At 37.8% G+C, this 19,752-nt stretch carries 20 protein-coding genes; all 20 read right to left on the bottom strand.

Translation table 11 applies throughout. The features are described from left to right. Nucleotides 1-8: 8 nt before the first annotated feature. Entirely contained in the window at nucleotides 9-1,292 is a 1,284-nt protein-coding gene (gene ftsA / locus ACQKNC_RS04630; protein ID WP_427423703.1) for a cell division protein FtsA, read from the bottom strand. A gap of 96 nt (nucleotides 1,293-1,388) precedes the next feature. Beyond that, entirely contained in the window at nucleotides 1,389-1,760 is a 372-nt protein-coding gene (locus tag ACQKNC_RS04625) for a small basic family protein (RefSeq protein WP_427423702.1), read from the bottom strand. 3 nt (nucleotides 1,761-1,763) lie between these two features. Next, nucleotides 1,764-2,483: a DUF881 domain-containing protein gene (locus tag ACQKNC_RS04620; protein WP_427423701.1), complete on the bottom strand. Its 720-nt coding sequence runs from the start codon at nucleotides 2,481-2,483 to the stop codon at nucleotides 1,764-1,766. Nucleotides 2,484-2,610: 127 nt separating this feature from the next. Continuing rightward, entirely contained in the window at nucleotides 2,611-3,339 is a 729-nt protein-coding gene (locus ACQKNC_RS04615; protein ID WP_427423700.1) for a DUF881 domain-containing protein, read from the bottom strand. After that, entirely contained in the window at nucleotides 3,317-4,138 is an 822-nt protein-coding gene (locus ACQKNC_RS04610; RefSeq protein WP_427423699.1) for a cell division protein FtsQ/DivIB, read from the bottom strand. Before ACQKNC_RS04610 ends, ACQKNC_RS04615 begins: the two co-directional genes overlap by 23 nt. 20 nt (nucleotides 4,139-4,158) lie before the next feature. Further along, the gene (locus tag ACQKNC_RS04605) at nucleotides 4,159-5,238 is read right to left on the bottom strand and encodes an FtsW/RodA/SpoVE family cell cycle protein (RefSeq protein ID WP_427423698.1); all 1,080 of its coding nucleotides are present in this window, start codon (nucleotides 5,236-5,238) and stop codon (nucleotides 4,159-4,161) included. Nucleotides 5,239-5,278: 40 nt separating this feature from the next. Then, a complete protein-coding gene (gene murD, locus ACQKNC_RS04600) occupies nucleotides 5,279-6,628 on the bottom strand; it encodes a UDP-N-acetylmuramoyl-L-alanine--D-glutamate ligase (RefSeq protein WP_427423697.1) in 1,350 nt (449 codons plus the stop codon). Next, nucleotides 6,625-7,599, bottom strand: coding sequence for a phospho-N-acetylmuramoyl-pentapeptide-transferase (gene mraY / locus ACQKNC_RS04595; protein ID WP_427423696.1), 975 nt, complete (start codon nucleotides 7,597-7,599; stop codon nucleotides 6,625-6,627). The genes murD and mraY overlap by 4 nt, the downstream gene beginning before the upstream one ends. A 125-nt stretch (nucleotides 7,600-7,724) precedes the next feature. Continuing rightward, a complete protein-coding gene (locus ACQKNC_RS04590; protein WP_427423695.1) occupies nucleotides 7,725-9,641 on the bottom strand; it encodes a stage V sporulation protein D in 1,917 nt (638 codons plus the stop codon). Nucleotides 9,642-9,698: 57 nt separating this feature from the next. Continuing rightward, nucleotides 9,699-11,909, bottom strand: a complete 2,211-nt coding sequence (locus tag ACQKNC_RS04585) for a penicillin-binding protein (protein ID WP_427423694.1) — start codon at nucleotides 11,907-11,909, stop codon at nucleotides 9,699-9,701. Beyond that, nucleotides 11,906-12,274, bottom strand: coding sequence for a cell division protein FtsL (gene ftsL2, locus ACQKNC_RS04580; protein ID WP_427423693.1), 369 nt, complete (start codon nucleotides 12,272-12,274; stop codon nucleotides 11,906-11,908). Before ftsL2 ends, ACQKNC_RS04585 begins: the two co-directional genes overlap by 4 nt. Next, nucleotides 12,275-13,225 (bottom strand): 16S rRNA (cytosine(1402)-N(4))-methyltransferase RsmH, encoded by a 951-nt coding sequence (rsmH, locus tag ACQKNC_RS04575; RefSeq protein ID WP_427423692.1) that lies wholly within the window; start codon nucleotides 13,223-13,225, stop codon nucleotides 12,275-12,277. It lies immediately after the preceding gene. Between the two features lie 33 nt (nucleotides 13,226-13,258). After that, the gene (gene mraZ, locus ACQKNC_RS04570; protein ID WP_427423691.1) at nucleotides 13,259-13,690 is read right to left on the bottom strand and encodes a division/cell wall cluster transcriptional repressor MraZ; all 432 of its coding nucleotides are present in this window, start codon (nucleotides 13,688-13,690) and stop codon (nucleotides 13,259-13,261) included. 253 nt (nucleotides 13,691-13,943) lie between these two features. Further along, nucleotides 13,944-15,560, bottom strand: coding sequence for a bacillithiol biosynthesis cysteine-adding enzyme BshC (gene bshC / locus ACQKNC_RS04565; RefSeq protein ID WP_427423690.1), 1,617 nt, complete (start codon nucleotides 15,558-15,560; stop codon nucleotides 13,944-13,946). 274 nt (nucleotides 15,561-15,834) lie between these two features. Next, a complete protein-coding gene (locus tag ACQKNC_RS04560; protein WP_427423689.1) occupies nucleotides 15,835-16,230 on the bottom strand; it encodes a DUF3397 domain-containing protein in 396 nt (131 codons plus the stop codon). Then, entirely contained in the window at nucleotides 16,227-17,129 is a 903-nt protein-coding gene (locus ACQKNC_RS04555; protein WP_427423688.1) for a ketopantoate reductase family protein, read from the bottom strand. The genes ACQKNC_RS04560 and ACQKNC_RS04555 overlap by 4 nt, the downstream gene beginning before the upstream one ends. A gap of 351 nt (nucleotides 17,130-17,480) precedes the next feature. Then, the gene (locus ACQKNC_RS04550) at nucleotides 17,481-17,858 is read right to left on the bottom strand and encodes a transcriptional regulator (protein WP_427423687.1); all 378 of its coding nucleotides are present in this window, start codon (nucleotides 17,856-17,858) and stop codon (nucleotides 17,481-17,483) included. A gap of 110 nt (nucleotides 17,859-17,968) precedes the next feature. Further along, a complete protein-coding gene (locus tag ACQKNC_RS04545; protein ID WP_427423686.1) occupies nucleotides 17,969-18,736 on the bottom strand; it encodes an enoyl-CoA hydratase/isomerase family protein in 768 nt (255 codons plus the stop codon). Between the two features lie 163 nt (nucleotides 18,737-18,899). After that, entirely contained in the window at nucleotides 18,900-19,073 is a 174-nt protein-coding gene (gene rpmF / locus ACQKNC_RS04540; protein ID WP_010858320.1) for a 50S ribosomal protein L32, read from the bottom strand. Between the two features lie 24 nt (nucleotides 19,074-19,097). Beyond that, the gene (locus ACQKNC_RS04535; protein WP_427423685.1) at nucleotides 19,098-19,631 is read right to left on the bottom strand and encodes a YceD family protein; all 534 of its coding nucleotides are present in this window, start codon (nucleotides 19,629-19,631) and stop codon (nucleotides 19,098-19,100) included. Between the last annotated feature and the right edge of the window lie 121 nt (nucleotides 19,632-19,752).

The raw sequence follows: 19,752 nt of genomic DNA, 5'->3' as shown, positions 1-19,752 counted from the left end.
CATTCAAGTTAATCAAAAAACTTATCAAATAATTTTTTTGCTCTTCCAATTACGCTTCCTTTTGATTCTGAAGGTGCAGCATATTCTTGCTTTTTAGGTGTGGCTGCAGGAGATCCTACAACTGCATATTCAATAGGCTGCGTATTAGCACTTTTTCCATAAAAATCATCTTCTAAATAGGCGTAACGAATAAGTCCAACTGCCGTCGTAAATGAAGGCTCTCTAACGCCAATATAGTCAGGTGTGTATATTCTAACACGTGTTTGCAGAATCTGACGTGCCAATTGAGCAATACCCTCAAGCTTTGCGACGCCTCCTGTCAAAACAACACCGCCTGGTAAATCTCTAACACCTAGACGTGCTAACTCGTCGATGACTAACTCAAATAATTCTTCCAAACGAGCGCCAATTATTTCTGATATAAAGCGCTGGCTGTACTGATCTGTTGAATCTGTCCCTACAACCGGTACTTCGAAGAGTTCATCATCTGATGCGTCATCATAATAGGCATGTCCAAATTGATGTTTAATTTGTTCTGCCTGTTCTGTTGGTGTTTTTAACACGATCGAAATATCTTTCGTGATATGATCGCCACCAACTGGAATGACACCCGTATGTGTTAACAGTCCCTCTTCGAATACTGTTATAGTAGTTGAACCGCCCCCTAAATCAATAAAAGCGGTACCTTGGTTTTTTTCATCCTCCGTTAATGCAAAAAAACCTGCTGCTAATGGTTGTAAATAGATTTCTCGAATACTAAGACCTGCACGTTCTACACAACGTAAAACATTGTGTAAAAGTGTTTTGGAAGTTGTAATCATTGTGGCATCCATTTCTAAACGAATACCAATCATACCTCGTGGATCTTTAATCTCATCTAGATTGTCCACAATAAATTGTCTAGGAATAATATTTACTAATTCACGTTCAGGAGGTATTGACATGACTTGTGCAGATTCTACCACTCTATCTAAATCATCATCTGTAATTTCTCTATTTTCACTATTTACAGCGACAACACCTTTAACTAGCTGTAACATCGTCTGGTTAGCTGGAACACCTAAAACGACTTCATTAATTTGATATCCTGTCATTCTCTCGGCTTGTTCTATTGCTTTTCGAATCGATTGAACTGTTGCATCAATATCAACAATTGCACCTTTTCGAACTCCATTCGACTTTGCATTTCCGACTCCAATTACATGTAATTGACCGTCGCTCATTTCTCCTATTAATACCTTGATAGAGGATGATCCTATATCAAGTGAAATATATAAATCTTGCTGATTCAATTAGCTGCACCTCCTTGAAAAAATGCTCTTATTCTCATTCTATTGTAAATTCGGCATAATGTCTAAGCAAATCGAGTATTTTGCTGAATTTTTCTCTCATTCTATGGAATTTTTATTCCTTTTGTGACGTTTCTCCTCCAACCGAGTTAGTAAAATACGCCTAATTATTGCTATGTTTTGGAATAAACGTACTCCGAAAGCGAAAATAGCAGCTAAATACAAATCTATCCCTAAATACACACCTAAAAAGGCTAATCCCGCCGCCAGAATTATATTAAAAAAGAATCCTGATACAAATACTTTATCGTCATATACTTGCTGTAATTGAGCGCGAATACCGCCAAATAATGTATCTAAAGCTGCTAAAACAGCTATTGACAGATAATTTTCATATATAGAGGGTATTTGTATATTTGTTAACAAGCCAAGGGCAAGTCCAAATACCAAACCTAAAAATGGTAGCCACATATATTATTCTCCTTTTTTCACCTCTGTTAAATAATCATTTGTCAATGGCTGATCAAATGCCGGGATTGTTAAATGCTCAATTGGTTCCTCTATGATTAAATTAAAGTTATCTAAATAAAAGGAATCAATAAATGTTGAGGCTTGTAACGAATTGTACATTTTTTGAGCCTCCTTAAAAGAGCTTGTCCCAACATAAATTTCAAAGGGTGGTGAGGACAGTGGTACACTGTTCACTGTAGTCTTTCCATTTATATCTCGAATGGCTGTCGTATGGACAACGCGATTTCCATCTATCGAGACACTCGCTGCATTGTTTTTAAACAGAGCATTTAGTAATTGGGTTAGTAAATCAGGTGAAATCTCTTTGATTTTATACCCCATTTCTACTAATTCGGGCGCTGGTTCAACACGGAGTACAACTCCTGGTCCTGTGACTTCTGTTAGCCCTGCCTGTAGCTTTAAACGATTCAGCGTTTCATCTAATGCTGACTGTAAATTTGCTTTCTCAGATTGCTCATAGCGACCCACTACTTCATTTAGTGAGCGAATTTCTGCTAATAATGTGGAATGCCTTTGCTTTTCTTCTGCTAATTCCTCTCTTATGGCCCAAATATCTCGTGTATCTCGCTCAGCTGGTTGCTTTATGGTATTGTATTGTACCGCTATCATCAAACCGATAATAAATAGCACGATCGTTATTCGGGTGTACATATTTTTTTTCAAAATAGCCCCTCCTAGACGTATCGTAACCCCTCACAGATTTACGGTTTAGATCTTGAATCATGCAAAATCTATAACCTACCTGGAGACTATAACTAAATTTAATCTGTAAATATTGATTAGAAAATGTTTAACTTTCAATTTTCGCTTTTGGCATTGTTAGCTTTTGATCTTCTTCTAATGATACAACTATATTGTCATTTAATAATTGATCCACAATACCACCATTTAAGTTTAAGGAAGCTATTAATGTTGCCGAATCTCCTACTGCTTCGATGACGAATGGAGCTGGATGCTGCTTGCCATCAATAGTAATGACTGGTCCATTACAGCGTATATAAGAATTAGCCAGAACACGTTGCCCATTAATAGCAATTGCCTGAGCACCAGAAATTTTAAGCTCATTGAGCAATTTAAAAATATGGCTTTCATGCACGATATAATCATTAGGATTAGCAGATTTCGGATCGTAATCACCATCTTGAAGCGTTATACGTATGCCTTTTCCTTCTGCATTTAAATCTCCTAACAACAAGCGTAAATCCTCTGCTTCATTAACAAGCTTTGTATAATCCTTTTTGCTAGCGACAAATGACTTTTCATACTTGCGAATTTTTTCTTGTAAAGCATTCGCCTCTTCTGACAATTCTTTATTGCGCTCTTGCTGTGCAATTAACTCCTCACGATATGAATCCTCTTGCTCAAAAAGCTTTGTATTAGTCGAACCTGCATCTCGATTATCTTTTGCCTGGTTATATGAATAGCCAATGATAAACCCCATTGTTATACAAACAATAAGCAACTGAAATTGTTTTCTTGAAAAGAAATTTTCTTTGCTACTCTTTTTCTTGTTGTTCATCTTTTTTCACTTCCTGGTTGGCCACATCTTTTTCAATGTCAATGTTCGTATGGTTGTACTCATTATTGAAAGGACGATAATACGAGCCGACCTCTAAATCGATAACCCCCTTTTCCAAATTTGGAATTTGTGCCACAAGTGAGGGGTAATGATTTAGCTTTTCTGCTAAAGTTTGAATAACAGCACGAACTTCGTAGCCATCATTCATATAGAGCTTGATTGCATTAGGATTTGTATCATTACTGTTAGTATTGACTTGAGAAATTAATGCTAATACTTCCGGATTTAATTTTGCTAATTGCTTCACAAGTTTCTTAATTGTCTTTTCGCCAGTTATGCCGATAAATACAGGTGCATCAATCGGGATGTCATCCCCAGCTTGTTCAAAACGCTGGCCATTTTCAAGTAATGGATAATAAGTACCGTCACCAGCTAAGTACGCAACCTTTTTCCATTCTTTAATTTCTATTGTCACGCCTTGAAGCCAATTTCGTTTAACATGTGCTTCTTTCACCCATTTATCCTTTAGTAATATTTTCTCTACGTCTTCTACTTTAAATCCCCACATCGACTTTCCAGTTGCAAGAGTGCTTGCCTTCAAATAATATTGTTCTTCTACTAATCGAGCGCCGTTGACTGTTATTTTGTTGATTTTACTGTAAGGAGATTGAAAATAAAGGAGTACTGCTAACACGATAAAGAAAAGTAATATTAGCACTATAAATTTCCGATTTGTACGCTTTTTTCGTCGCTTTTTTAGCGTAGGTATGCGATCTTCTATATCAATTACTTTCTCCAAAAAGTACTCCTCCTTTATATTTATTTCGCTAATTGATAAATAATACCTATTATTAGCCACATTGTTACTAAAGATGTTCCTCCATAGCTGATAAAAGGTAATGTGACACCTGTTACAGGAACTAAGCCAATCACTACTGCTATATTTAGAAATGCTTGTACGGTCAGCATTGTTACAAGTCCAATGATCGCGTAATAAGATGTTCTTGTTTTAGCCCGCACTGCAAACTTATAGCCTGCATAAATCGCCAGTATGAAAAGCGCTAAAATAACAAGTCCACCAAGCAATCCAACCTCTTCAAGAATTATTGCGTAAATAAAGTCATTTTGTGGTTCAGGTAAATATAAAAACTTTTGCCTACTTTGTCCAAAACCATGCCCGAAAATCCCAGCAGGACCTATAGCCATTAACGATTGTACAGCCTGAAACCCACTTCCTAAAGGATCGACCCACGGATCTATAAATGCCTGAATCCGCTTTAGTCGGTATGGAGCTGTGACGATCAAGCCTACTAACCCAGCAATCCCAGCGATCAAAAACATCACATATAGCTTTAAAGGATACCCTGCCACAAAAAACAATAAAAACACAGAAACAACAAGAATAAAAACTGAACCAAAATCAGGCTGTAGCATAATAAGTACAACGGGCAATAATAAGATTAATCCATGCCGCCAATTAATAATCGACGTACCTGTTTTATGCTGCGCTAAAATATGGCTCATGTATACAATGACTGTAATTTTCGTTAGTTCTGCTGGCTGAATCGTTAAAGGACCTACGCCAATCCAGCTTTGAGAACCATTTCGTACAAGTCCAATCCCTGGTATTAGTACAAGGACTAGTAAAACTAACGAAAATATATAGGCCATTTTCCAAAAGGACTGCTCTTTCAAAATATTTAATCGAATAGTGATTAAAAACACTACAATGGCTACGGCAAAGTATAGACTTTGCTTCATATAAAACGGCATTTTTCCACTATAATGAACGGCACTCCAATAGGTACCTGCAGAATAGACGAAAATAATGCCGATTATAGAAAGCATCAATGTTGTGACGAGCAATAAATAGCTTTCTTTCCCTCTCAGTAATGCCATCCTTCCAAGTCAAGTATATTCTAAAATAGTTACAGGCTCATTACAGCTTCATTACAGCATCAATAAAAACATCGCCTCGTATTTCAAAGCTGTCATATTGATCCCAGCTTGCACATGCTGGGGATAATAAAATTACATCGCCTTCTGCCGACATCGGCGCCGCATAATGTACGGCATCTTCAACATTTTGTGCAATGACAGTTTGTTGTACACCACACGACTTCGCAAATTCTACAAAGCGTAGCCCTGTTTCTCCGAATGCAACAACACCTTTTACATGGCTCATGCATGGACGTAATTCTTCAAACGAATGTCCTCGATCTAAGCCACCTGCAAGTAAAATAACAGGTGCTTGGAATGCATCTAAAGCACTTTTTGTAGCTAAGCAGTTTGTAGCTTTGGAGTCATTGTAAATTTTGCGTCCGTTCCATTCACGCACGAACTGAGTACGGTGACGAACTCCTTCAAACTTTGCTAAAACTTCTTCCATTTTAGCTTTGTCACAGCCGACTAAAATACAAGCTGCGACAGCTGCTAAAATATTTTCTAAGTTATGCTTACCAGGTAAAGCGATTTTTGCTCGTTCTAGATACGGTTCACCTTGCCAGTAAATTGTTGTGTCATCCGCACTAATACCTTCATCCATACGTCCCTTAGAACTGAATGGTATCTTATTAGCATTAGATTTTGTTGCATAGCCAACAACAATCGGCTGGTCAGCATTATAGATAAAATAATCGCTTTTATCTTGATTACGTGTAACACCAAATTTTGCCTCTGCATAGTTGTCAAATGTCCCATGATAATCAAGATGCGCATCATAAAGATTTGTTAAAATAGCGATTTTCGGCTTATATGTTTTCGTCCCCATTAATTGGAAAGACGATAACTCTGTAACAATTACATTATCCTTTTGTGCCTCTCTTGCAACACCACACGCAACTGTTCCTATATTCCCTGCAATTAAAGGTTTTAAACTACCGTTATTCAGCATGTCAAAAATTAATGTTGTCGTAGTTGTTTTACCGTTTGATCCTGTAATACCAATAAATGGAGCTTCACTAATTAAATAGGCAAGCTCAATTTCTGTCCATACGGGAATTTCACGGCTTATTGCATCTGCTACGATTTTATTGCTATATGGAATCCCTGGATTTTTCACAACTAATTCAAAGCCTTCATCTAGTAAATCCTCTGGGTGACGCCCACAAATAACCGTAATACCCTTTTGCAATAGGCCTTGTGCATCTGGACTTTCATCAAATGGTTTTGAATCATTGACCGTCACAAAGGCGCCTAGCTCATGTAAAATCTCAGCTGCAGCCACCCCACTTTTAGCTAGACCTAAAACAAGGACTTTTTTATGTTGTAAATCTGTAAAGTTTCTCATAAGAACGCCTCCGATAAAACTGCAATCAATGCTACTGCTAAAGCAGTTGACCAAAAGACAAGTACTACCTTCCATTCTGACCAACCTGATAATTCAAAATGATGATGAATAGGACTCATTTTAAAAATACGTTTTTTACGAAGTTTGAAGCTACCTACCTGTAAAATAACGGATAATGTTTCAATAACAAACACCAATCCAATTAATAATAGTAAGAATTCTGTTTTTACTAAAACAGATACCATGGCTAAAGCTCCACCTAATGCTAACGAACCCGTATCTCCCATAAATACCTTTGCTGGATTCGCATTAAAAAGTAAAAATCCTAATAATGCACCTGTCACCGCAAATGCAAATAAGGCGATATCAGCCTGATCTTGGAATAGAGCAATAACACCAAATGCCGCAAAGGCAATGGATGCAGTACCTGCCACTAGCCCATCTAATCCGTCTGTTAAATTTACTGCATTTGAGAAGCCCACTAACCAGAAAATTAAAAAGGCTACATAGAAATTACCAAGATCGATCGTCCAATCTGTAAATGGTATAGCAAGTGTAGTATCAAATGATCCTACATGTAGTAAGAAATAGGCCACAATCGCAATGACAATTTGACCAATAAGCTTTTGAAGCGATGTAAGTCCTAAATTACGTTTAAAAACAACCTTTAAGCTATCATCTAACAAGCCGATTAACCCAAACCCTACTAATACTAATAACAGTACAACGGTTTGTGTTGTAAATAAATCTAAAAAGCTACCTACACCAACAGTAGTAAGGATAATGGCAAGTAAGAAAATAATGCCTCCCATTGTTGGTGTACCAGCTTTTTTCATATGGGATTTTGGTCCCTCTTCACGAATACTTTGACCGAACTTTAATCGACGAAGAAGTGGAATACTAATTGGTGCCAGGATAACTGTTACTATAAAAGCAAGAGCTAAAATGGTAAGCGTTGTTGCGAGTTTCATTGAAAAATCTCCTTTAAATCTTGTTTCACTTTCTTCTTAAAGAAAAAAGCACAAACTTTCATGTATTTATTACTACCCTTCATAATAATAGTGGTTCTTTCCCATTTTTTAAAGGTAAAGTTATATTAGTTTTCTAAATAAAGATGAATGGTGCCATCTTGTTTGATAACACTATCCACTTCAGGCAGTTGATTGCCAATTTTAGTTCCCTCTCCATGCCATACAATACGGAATGGATATTGTTGCTTGGCAATATCATCCTTCGTTTGACCAATAAAACTTGGTACCTTCACAGTGATTGGGTCACCCCAACGATAATCCTTTTCAAGCTGTTCCTTTGATTTTTCAATGCCAACAAAAGGTGCAACATCTTCAATAATTTGACCAACGATTGGAGCTGCTATCACACCGCCAAACTGTGTTCCCTTTTTCGGGTTATCTACTGCTACATAAACGACAATTTGCGGATTATCCGCAGGTGCGAAACCAATAAACGATACGATATATTCGCCGTCTTTATAACGGCCGTTCTCTACCTTTTGTGCTGTACCTGTTTTGCCGCCTATCCGTAATCCATCACGGTAAGCTTGACGTCCTGAGCCCTTCGCTACAACAGATTCTAATGCACCTCGAACCTTTGCTGACGTCTCCTCACGAATAACCTGTTTTTTAACTTCTGGTTTAGTCTCTTCTATAACTTCTCCGGTATTAGGATTAAGAATTTTCTTCACAACATATGGCGTATAAAGCTTGCCCCCATTTACTGCTGCGGCTACTGCTTGCACTTGCTGAATTGGTGTAACGGCAACACCTTGGCCAAATGAAGTTGTGGCCTGCTCAACAGGTCCAAAAGAATCCTTGGAAAATAAAATCCCTGAAGCTTCACCAGCGATGTTAGAACCTGTTTTTTTACCAAAACCAAAATCTTTAATATACTGTAGTAGTTTTTCATTACCTATTCGCTGACCTAATTCAATAAAGCCTGGGTTACAAGAATTTTCTACAACTTCAAGGAAGGTTTCAGAGCCATGACCCTCTCGCTTCCAACAACGCAATCTTGCTCCAGCAACCATTGAATAGCCTGGATCATAAAAAGTATCCTTCTCTAAATCCACTACATTTTCTTCTAAAGCAGCACTAAGAGTTATAATTTTGAACGTTGACCCGGGCTCATATGTCATCCAAACTGGTAAATTCCGATTGTAGATAGCAGGCTCTACCGTTTGATATTCTGCTGGATTAAAGGTAGGATATGAGGCTAACGCTAAGATCTCGCCATTGTTTGGATTCATAGCAATCGCCATTGCTTGGTCAGCTTCATAACGCTCCATTGCCTGTGACAACTCACGCTCTACGACCTGTTGTGCATCTACGTCTATCGTTAGCTCGATCGTTGCGCCATCTTCACCAGCCTTCCATGCACTCTTTACGTTCGGTAAATTATTCCCTTTCGCATCTGTAAAGATCCGTATTGCCGAAGAATTAGCCTTTAACAGCTTATTGTATTCATATTCAATCCCTGCTAACCCTTGAGCATCATAGCCTGTGAAACCTAAAAAGCGAGATAGTAGGGTACCATATGGGTAATCCCTTGAATAATCGACACCACTATATAATCCCTCAATCTGCATACCTTGTAACTCTACTGCTTTTTCATAGGGAATATTTTTCCCTTCAGGTGCCAGCTTGACTAAGTATTCTTTTTTCTTCATTTTTTCCAAAAGCTTTTGTTCATCTACTCCCAAAACCTGTGCAATTTTTGCCGCTGCCCCTTCAATATCCTTACTTTGAGAAGGCATGAAATATAAAGTTGGCGCAAGTTTATTAGTGACAATATTTTTCCCCTTACGATCAGTAATATGCCCCCGCTCATTGGCAAAAGGAATTTCTCGGTCCCAATTCTCTTCAGCTTTCTTTGTTAGTTCTTTTTGATCTAATACTTGCAAGAAGATAAGCCTAATAACTATCGCAGCGGCTACAAACATAAACAATACGTATAAAATACGCAATCGCTTTTTAGAATGGATAGAAATCCACTTCATTCGACATCACACCTTGTTTTTTACAACGTATGAAATAAAGTGGGCTTCTATTCAGGTTTATTCAGTTGTTTCACCCTCGGGTGGGGTCTCTACATCTTGCTTAAAGCTTTCAGCTGGCGTTTTCAGCTTCACGACAATCGGTGAACGATCTGATATTACGGTACCTGCCGATACGCTCTGACTAGCTACAAAGCCCTCTCCAACAACTTCAATTTCTAAATTTGACATTGTCTTAAAAGCAAGTACATTACGTAATGACCAATTGGTGAAGTCTGGCAGTGTTACATCACCCGCTGTCTTTAAAAACACAAAGTTACCTTTAACGAGTTTTTGATGACCTTTTGGATACTGGTCAATAATTTTACCGCCACCACCAACAATAACTGGCTGTAGACCATCGTTCGAAAGCTCTACTTGTATAGCCTCAGCACTTTGACCTGTATAATCCTTTATTGTTGAATTGTCAACATGTTTCACATCTTCAGGATTAACATTTAAATACTTTAAACTATTTAACATAACTGGTTTAAATATTTTTGAAACTGGTACAGAACCCAGTTCACCTGACTTTAACTTTGGTCTTTTTACCGAGACATACATGATGAGCTGAGGATTATCTGCAGGAGCCATCCCTAGGAATGAATACAGGAATTCATTTGAGCCCCACGAATATCTACCATTTCCTAGTGGAATTTGGGCAGTACCTGTTTTCCCCGCAACTTCATATTCATCAAGAACAAAGTCCTTCGCCGTACCATTTTTAGCCGTTAACGTAGATGCAAGGATTTCTCTTACTTGCTTCGCTGTGTCAGCTGAAACTGGTTGTCCCTTTTCAATCGGCTTATGTTTTTGAATAATTTTTCCTGTCGAAGGATCAACGATACGATCTATCACATACGGTTGCATCATTTTCCCATCATTAGCAATCGCTGTCATTGCTTGAATTAACTGAATTGGCGTTACCGTAGAACCTTGACCAAACGTTGTTGTCACTCGTTCTACTGGATATTTCGACAAAAGTGTACCTGATGCTTCATTTGGTAAATCAATGCCTGTTTTCTTGCCAAAACCAAATCGATCTAAATAGTCAAAAAAGACATCCTCACCAATAAGCTTTAATAAATTTGCCATCGCTGTATTCGATGAACGCTGGAAACCATCTAGATAAGTAATTGGCCCCCAACCAACTCCGTTATGATCTCGAATTGTACGATCAAGCACTTTATAACTACCTGACATATACCTTTTATTTGGATCCCAAACCCCAGTATCAATAGCAGAAGCGAGCGTGAACGTTTTCATCGTCGAACCTGGTTCAATGGTCTCTTCAATAGCCTCATTCAGCCACTTCATATTATTGCCTTCACGTGTATCAGGATTAAACGTAGGTCGCTGAGACATCGCTAGGATTTTACCTGTTTTCCTTTCTGCCACAATAGCTGTCATTGATTCAGGATTATATTCTTTTTCAACCGATGTCATCGCTTCCTCTAAAAAGCTTTGAATTGTTTTATCTATGGTTAAATAAATGTCATCACCATTTTTTGCAGGTGTCACCATTTTTTCACTATTCGGTAATAAATAATGGAAAGCATCTGTCTCATATTCGACCTTACCGTTTTTGCCGGTTAGTTCTTTGTTATAGGTAAGCTCTAGACCCATTTTCCCTTTTGTCGTGAACGTACCATCCTTATTTTCCTCTTTTAGTGCAAAGCCAACTAAGTGCGAGGCAAAGATACCATTTGGATAATAACGTTTTAAGTCGTTGATAAATAGAATCCCCGGTAATTTCTCCGCTTTGATTTTACTCATAGTCTCATGACTTATTCCACGGCCCGCACTTCCAAATTCAACTTGATAAGGCTTTTCGCCCTTATCATTTACCCTAGTAAGTTGTTTATAGATTTTTTCTTCGTCCATAGCAGGAATATATTCATGTAATATTTTCGCAGTTTTTTCAGCATCTACTACATGTCGAGGGTTTTTTGCATCCGTCGTGGCCTTTTCATTGACGATTGCGATTAGTCGATAACTAAGTGTATCCTCAGCGATGACTTGACCATTTGCATCATAAATTTTCCCACGGCTTGCTGTTATTGCACTTTCTTTGCTATATTTCGCAGCTGCCCTTGCCGCAAGCTCTTGTCCTTCCACTTCACCTGTCGCCTGTAACATAAACATTCTTGAGAACAATAGAAAAAAGAGCCCTCCATAAAAAATTAATAATAGAAAGGCTCCCCATTGGAATCGAAATCTCTTTTTTTTCATTCTCCCGGCACTACCTTTACATTTTTCTCATTTTGAGTTAAACCGAGTTCTTTAGCTTTTTTCCATATGTTATCGTATGTAGAAAGTTCACTTACACGAACTGTCAAGTCAACATTCTGTTTAGCAATCTCTTCTGCTTTAGTTTCGATTTTTTGAATGTCCATGCTTGTCGTTTGAATTGCTGCTTGCTTATTTAAAACTAGTACTGACAATACAGCAATAATGCCAACAAAAACTATTAGCATTGTCTTTTCAAACTTCTGGTTCGTTTTTTTACGACGTATGATAGTGGGTTGTGGACTAGGGGGTGTTATCGGTTGTTGCACTTGTTGTTGCTGGTGCTGCCTTACACGAACTACTGCCATTTACTCACGCCCTTTGTCGTTAATTTTCTCTACCACTCTAAGCTTTGCTGAACGAGCACGATTATTTACTGCTAATTCTTCATCAGAAGGAACAATCGGCTTTCTCGTGACAAGCTTTAAAGTTGGCTTCATGTCATCAGGAATTACTGGTAAATTCGGTGGTAATTCCGGTAATGATGACGCTTCCTTAAAGATAGTCTTGCATAGGCGGTCCTCCAATGAATGGAACGTAATGACACTTATGCGTCCACCTATGTTTATCATATCAATCGCATCGACTAATGAATCCTCTGCCGCGCCTAGCTCATCGTTAACAGCAATTCGTATTGCTTGGAATATGCGCTTCGCTGGATGTCCACCTTTACGGCGAGCCGCTGCTGGAATACCCTCTTTAATAAGTTCTACAAGTTGGCCGGTTGTTTCGATCGGTGCTACCTTACGTGCTTCTTCGATTTTACGAGCAACTTGCTTGGAGAATTTTTCTTCTCCATAACGGAAAAATATACGTACTAAATCTTCATATGCCCATTCATTCACGACATGAAACGCTGTCAGTGATGCCGTTTGATCCATGCGCATATCTAGAGGTGCATCATGGTGATAACTAAAGCCACGTTCTGGTGTATCTAGCTGTGGTGAAGATACGCCTAAATCATATAAAATGCCATCAACTTGCTCAATACCAAGCGCTAATAGCTCTTCTTTTAAATAGCGGAAATTCGAATGGACAAATGTCACACGCTCAATATATGGCGCCAATCGAATTTTTGCATTATTAATAGCTATCGTATCTTGATCGAAGCAAATTAAACGCCCTTTTTCAGATAATTGTTGTACTAAATATTCACTGTGTCCTGCCCCACCTAGAGTACAGTCCACATACACACCATCAGGATCGATGTTCAACCCATCAACTGTTTCTTTTAATAACACGGTTGTATGATCGAACATACCACTCGCTCCCCTCTGGCCTTAACTAAAAAATTAAAAATCAAAGCCAATCATATTTTCTGCAATTTCATTAAAGGATTGTTCCGACTCACTAAAGTAAGCCTCCCAAGCATCTTTCGCCCATATTTCAATTCGATTCGAAACTCCTAACACTACACATTCTTTCACAAGATGTGCATGTTGCATAAGAGTTGAAGGAATATTAACGCGCCCCTGCTTGTCTATCTCTACTTCCGTTGCTCCAGAAAAGAAAAATCTCGCAAATGCACGTGTATCTTTTTTGGTCATCGGTAAGCCCTTTAATTTTTCTTCGAGTTTTCGCCATTCATCCATAGGATAGCCAAATAAACAATTATCAAGTCCGCGTGTCACAACAAACGTTTCACCTAAGGCTTCACGAAATTTTGCGGGCACGATTAATCGTCCTTTCGCATCAACAGAGTGTTGATATTCTCCCATGAACATGCTATTCACCCCACTTTATTAAATAATGTACCACATCCCCCCACTTTCCTCCACTTTTTTTAAAAAAAACTTGACATTTTAACACTTAATGTGTGATTAGACCTTTAACAATTTTTTGAATCTATGCTAAATGACATAAAAAAAGAGCTATCCTCATTAGGATAGCTCTTTTTTTACTATTTATGTCGACATCGTTCATCAAATTAGCATTGTAACAAATCGATAATTAGGTATAAAGATACACGCATCGGAATTATAAATAAATTATATAGTGGTGATTGCCAATGCTAAAATTTTGTTTCAGCATTTCAGTAATTAACATAGGTCCAAACTCACTGAAATATTGATAAGGATTATAAGATCTTTCTTGGAATCCTTCATTTGGAAATAACTCATTTTGTAGCGTCATAAATTTTCGAATTGTCGTTTCATGCTTGTTAAGCACAGTTTGTTCAACCTTTTGCTGTAAATACTCAAATTGCTTTAGATGATTCTCTTTATTTTTCACAAGTATTTTATCTAGTAATAGATGTTGCTCTTCTAAATAAAGTTGAAGTGCATCATATTTTTCTAAAAGCTCTCGTTTCATCATTTGAATTTGATGCTTCGCTTTAGTATCCTGTACTTCAGCAATAAACTGTTCTTTAAGCTGTAACGCTTTCCCATCCCAAACATCAGCAACATTTAAACGATACTCATATAAAAGTCGTTCTACTTGACGTGTGACAATCGTGATATGAAGACGTGGAGCAAAAATTGGCATTTGTAAGCCTAATACCGAAAATGCATCCTTCAAAGTCGCCCAGTATGCAAGCTCCCCCGGTCCACCAACAAACGCTAGCACCGGCAATGTCATTTCCTGCATTAACGGACGCGTCACAACGTTATTACTTAACTGCTCAGGATGTTTTTCAGCAATTCTTAAAACTTCTTCACGTGATAGCTTGATATTTGCAGCTAGATTAACAAATTGCTGATTTTTTCTTTCTAAAAGATGACGCTCTCCTTCTTCTACATAGAATAGATTGGCCGCTTCGTTTGTTGCCAAAATAGGCTTGCCATAACCCGCACGTTCAAGCTCCGCTTCTTTTTCTGTTACCACTCTAGCAATTTCTTCATTTTTATGAATGATACGGGTAAAATTCTCACTCTCATATTGACGGAATTTAAAGTCCGCTGCATCAATCATCAATAAACCTTCATCTTTAAACAATTGGTTCATAAGTTGTGCAAAGAATTCCGTAAACGTTTCACTCTTATTAAGAGTATCCACTAATTGTTTAATAAGCATTTCAGTGAATTCTGTTTCACCAATATCCTTAGCAATAGTATTTATCAATTGTGTCATGGATTCTTTGTTTATATTCGTTACAGAAGCCATTGTTTTACGTCTTGAACGTTCACCGTAAGCACGTTTTTTAATATCTACACCATGTACAGTATACGTATGGTTAATTTCTTCTAAATCATGATCTTCTCCAGCTATCCAAAATACAGGAACAACTGGTCGCTGAAGCTTTACACTTTGCTCTTTCGCTAATGTAATGACTGAAATCGCCTTATGCACCGAGTAAAGAGGGCCTGTTAAGATACCCGCTTGCTGCCCACCAACAACCGCAACAGCCCCTTGTTCTAGGTTCTGTAAATGTTCATTCGCTTTCTTTGATATACCAAGCGGCTCCATAAATTGACGTATGATAGCTGTTAATTCTTTTTGATCATGCGCATGCTGATCTAAGTATTGCGCTCGCTTTTTAAAAGATTTATCGTTATATTCGTATTCAAAAAACTCATGGATAGTAGTATTTGGCGACCAATAATCTGCTAGCAAACGATTTTTTATGGGTACTTGGATTGACTCCAGTTTCATTTAACACAAACTCCTCTACTCACTAAATCATCTTCTCACTCTTGTATAAGCAACTTGAAATAAAATAAATCCCTTTAATAATTAGAACGTTTATTCAAAATGACAATTCCCAGCAAGAATTCAAAAAACAATAATAAGATCTTGTCAGATAATTAAACGTTGTCGTACATTGGAATTTTATTCATTTTTTTGCACATATAGAGTTATTACTAAAAAAAACAATATTTAATGCTATTATTTTAACGCTTATGGCTTCAACATGAAAAGAAAATGCTTAGACAGCCTGTAAATATTCTGCAATTGATTGAATAACACCTACTATGCAAATAACAATATACGCTGCACTTAGTACTAAAAATAAAAAGCGCCAAATTTTCTTAAGTAGCGATTTTACTTCAATTTCTTTTTTCGTTCGCCAATCAATATATGTAAAAACCATCGCCATCATTATCGCCAATGTTACTAATAGTGCGCTAACATTGACTTTCCATAGCACATTAATTGCTAGTGGTACTGAAAAAAACAAACACAACGTTGTCACGTCCGATGCCACCCCAAAAGCATGAGTGCCACGAATTTTAACCTTTCGACCAATTAAATAAACAATCACAAAAAGGAGGATCGGACAAAAAATAATGATACTTATAAAAATATGTAAAAAATCTTTCAACGTCTTTCACCGCTCTCCTCTATCGCTAGTAATTGGTGATATAAAGTACGTAAAGTAGGCAAATGGTGACCACTCACTAGAGCTTTTTCTAGAATCACTCCAACAATCGTGTCAATTTCACTTTTTCTCCCTTGCATCCGATCCGCTAACATAGATGATGTATTACTTGCTGTTTTTTCACATAAGTCTATCACCTCGAAAAAAGGTATAGCTTGTTCTATGCCTTCAAAAGCATCCGTTAATTCTTGATAGATGGTTTGCATTAACAAAAACGCTTGCTTATTTGTTACTAACTCTCCATTCTTCACTTGCAATATAGCCGTTAATGGATTAATCAAGCAGTTGAATACAGCTTTCTCAAATAACATTTGTTCAGCATTAGCAACCAATTCAACTGGAAAAAGGGAATTTCTTAATTGCAACAAATTATTAAACGCATCATAATTCCCTCGCTCTAACGCAATTTTACAAGCACCTATACCTCTATGTTGTACGGTAGACTGATCTATCATTTGTGCACCAAATGACACAGAGCAAAAGGCAATATTTTTTTGTGGCAAACGTAGTACTTCGTCAAAATGCGCTAAACCATTTTGCATAAACAACAATGATACTGTACTCGGCAACGACGATAATTGTTCGTAAAGTTCTTGTAATTGACCGTATTTAACCGCAACCACAATTAAATCTTGCTGTGGTAGCCCCTCTAACTTCATAGTTGAAGCAATTTTTTGTACAGTTTTCGTTCCATCAACGTTCACTCGCGTTAAATACTTTGCATTAAGTTCATCTACCTGTCCTTGCCTTCTTGCAACTAACGTTACAGACATACCAGACTCAGCTAAAAAACTTGCCGTTAACTGACCCACCGCCCCAGCACCAATAATCGCTACTTCCACTACACTTCACACCTCCCACATTCGCAAATGGGCAATCTAAATGAGAGAATACCCTTCTAAACAGCCTATCACAAATCTTCCTTCTCCGTCCCTCACTACAGAAGGAGGTGCCTCAGAAACAGTTCTAAGGCACCTCCTATGCAGGTTCTTTTATTATACACCAATCGGGCTTTTACAGGCAGTTATTCTCCCACCCATCTTCTTTGCTTTCGGTACAGATAAATTACTGCCCGTTAATGCGGGATAAATAATTGTTGAAACGCTTAGCGCAGGATTATGTTTTGTTCAAGTTTACATTCTTTCTAAGTAACTTACTCTACAGTAGCACTATTAATTTTCGTCAGCCTCATTTTAATCTTTCATTAAAGAATATCCTTGCTGCAACCATTTCACTAGTTTATCATGCTCACTTTGTAATTCACGGTGTCTTATTTCAAGACTTTGATAGGCCTCTGTTAATTCATCAAAACTTGTTAATGCCAATTTCAAATGGCTCCGCATAGATTGTTGCGGTTGATTTCGAACAGCTAATAGTGACTGACTATATTGACTACGTAATGTTTTATTCCAACGGAAACCACACGCTTGCTTTGTACGCCCTAGTTCAGTAGCAGCCATTTCAAAAGCTTCTAGCTGTGTTTTGCCATTTTGCACATTATGCAACACAATTTCTGCTAATCTTTCATCGTCTTCCTTTGTCCATTGATCTTTTCTTTTTTTCAATTCCATAATCTATCACCCTCGCATTTTTTACTACTATATGCATGGGCGAGCAAAATAGAATCATCGAATTAAAAAAGACAGTGATTATGTTTTGTTATAATCACTGTCTTTATACATTATTTATTGTTTTTCTTTGTTAGAAAATTAGCAACTGCCTCATGGTGAGCTTCGCTTTCCCACAATTTCGCACATGTACGAACTTCCTCCATAACACGTTCATACATATTACGCTCACGCCACTTACGAAGCTCAATTTCTTTATAAGCCTTATGAACAGAAGGGTGAATTTTACGCATATGTTCAATAAAATCATTCAACGCGGCTTCTTTCGAACCTTCAAAAACGCGCATTGCCCAACCAATCTCATATAGTAATTCTGCTGAATAAGGCTTTGCATCGACTAGCATCTTCATCGCACGATCATGGCGTAATCCTCGTTCGAATAAGTATGTACCGCCTCCCCAGCCGCTCGTAATTGCTAATGTCCCCTGAATAAAACCACATTTCGCATGACTTGCCACTAGACGAAAATCACAAGCTGTTGCAATCTCACAACCTCCACCAACTGCCGTTCCGTTAATCAACGCAATCGTTGGCACAGGTAATGTTGCAAGGTCGTATAATATTTTACCCATTTTACCCAACATCCCGAACGCTTCATCCTCTGTTTCAAGCGAATGGAATTCAGATAAATCACCTCCTGAGCAAAATGATTTATCTCCTGCACCCGTCACGACTAAAAAACGTACATCATCATGATTTCGAATATATGTAATGACTTCTTGAAGACCATCCATAACTTCATCATTAACTGCATTCCGTTTTTCTTCTCGATTAATCGTAAACGTCATAATACCTTCTTTGTTATCAATTATATAAGCCATACCATTTCCCCCTTTGTCCCGATGTATAAATTGTAACATACAATTATTATAGTACTATATATCTTTTCGTTATTACCGAAATATTCCGTCTCTTAAAGCCAACAAAAAGGCTAGTAAAGAGCCATGGTCTCTCTACTAGCCTTTTAAGTGAGCAAACACTGTATTATTTGCTTACTACTTCTTTACCTTTGTATTGTCCGCAAGCTTTGCAAACACGGTGTGATAATTTTGCTTCACCACAGTTTGGGCAAGCTACCATACCAGGTACAGATAGTTTGAAATGCGTACGACGCTTTCTTTTTGCAGTTTTAGAAGTTCTTCTAAATGGTACAGCCATTGATGGCACCTCCTTACAGATCGTCTATTCGTCTGTTTGATCAAAATACTTAGCTAAATCAGCTAGTCTTGGATCCACTTTTTGTTCGTCAGCTTTTTTGTGTAGTTCAACGTCTTCATCTGTTGCGTAAGACCAGTTTTTACCACCTTGCATTTGTCCTTCGGTATTCTCCTTGAACACTTGCATAGGTATTTCGAGAAGTACTAACTCCTCGATAACCGGCTTCATGTCGATTACTTCACCAACAATATAGTGAATATCTCCGTCATCTTCCCCTCGTTTTTCCTCGTCAATCCAGCTGAAAACTTCAACTGTCTCAACTTCGATAGGAAACTCAACATCTTCCCACGTGCGTGCACATGGTAATGTTAACGTCGCTGCCACAGTTAGCTGACATGTCATTTGCGATGCACCGAAAGTACATAGCCCTTTTACATGAACGGGCGAAATTGCTCGAATATCCTGGTTTCGCTCCATCACCTCGTCCAACTGGACATAGGCATCGATTGGCATCCCGTTTTGGCGGTATTTAGATAATTGATGAATTGACCATTTCATTCGTTTAATCACCTCGAGACAACACTGTTGATTATATAATGTGTAAAAATAGATGTCAAGATAATTTCTTGTCACCACAATAAAACCCACCTATAATTATATACTATAAAAAGTCTTTTTG

It is taken from the genome of Lysinibacillus sp. NPDC094177 (assembly GCF_050279145.1).
Classification (GTDB): domain Bacteria; phylum Bacillota; class Bacilli; order Bacillales_A; family Planococcaceae; genus Lysinibacillus.
This window is presented reverse-complemented; position numbering and strand designations above follow the sequence as displayed.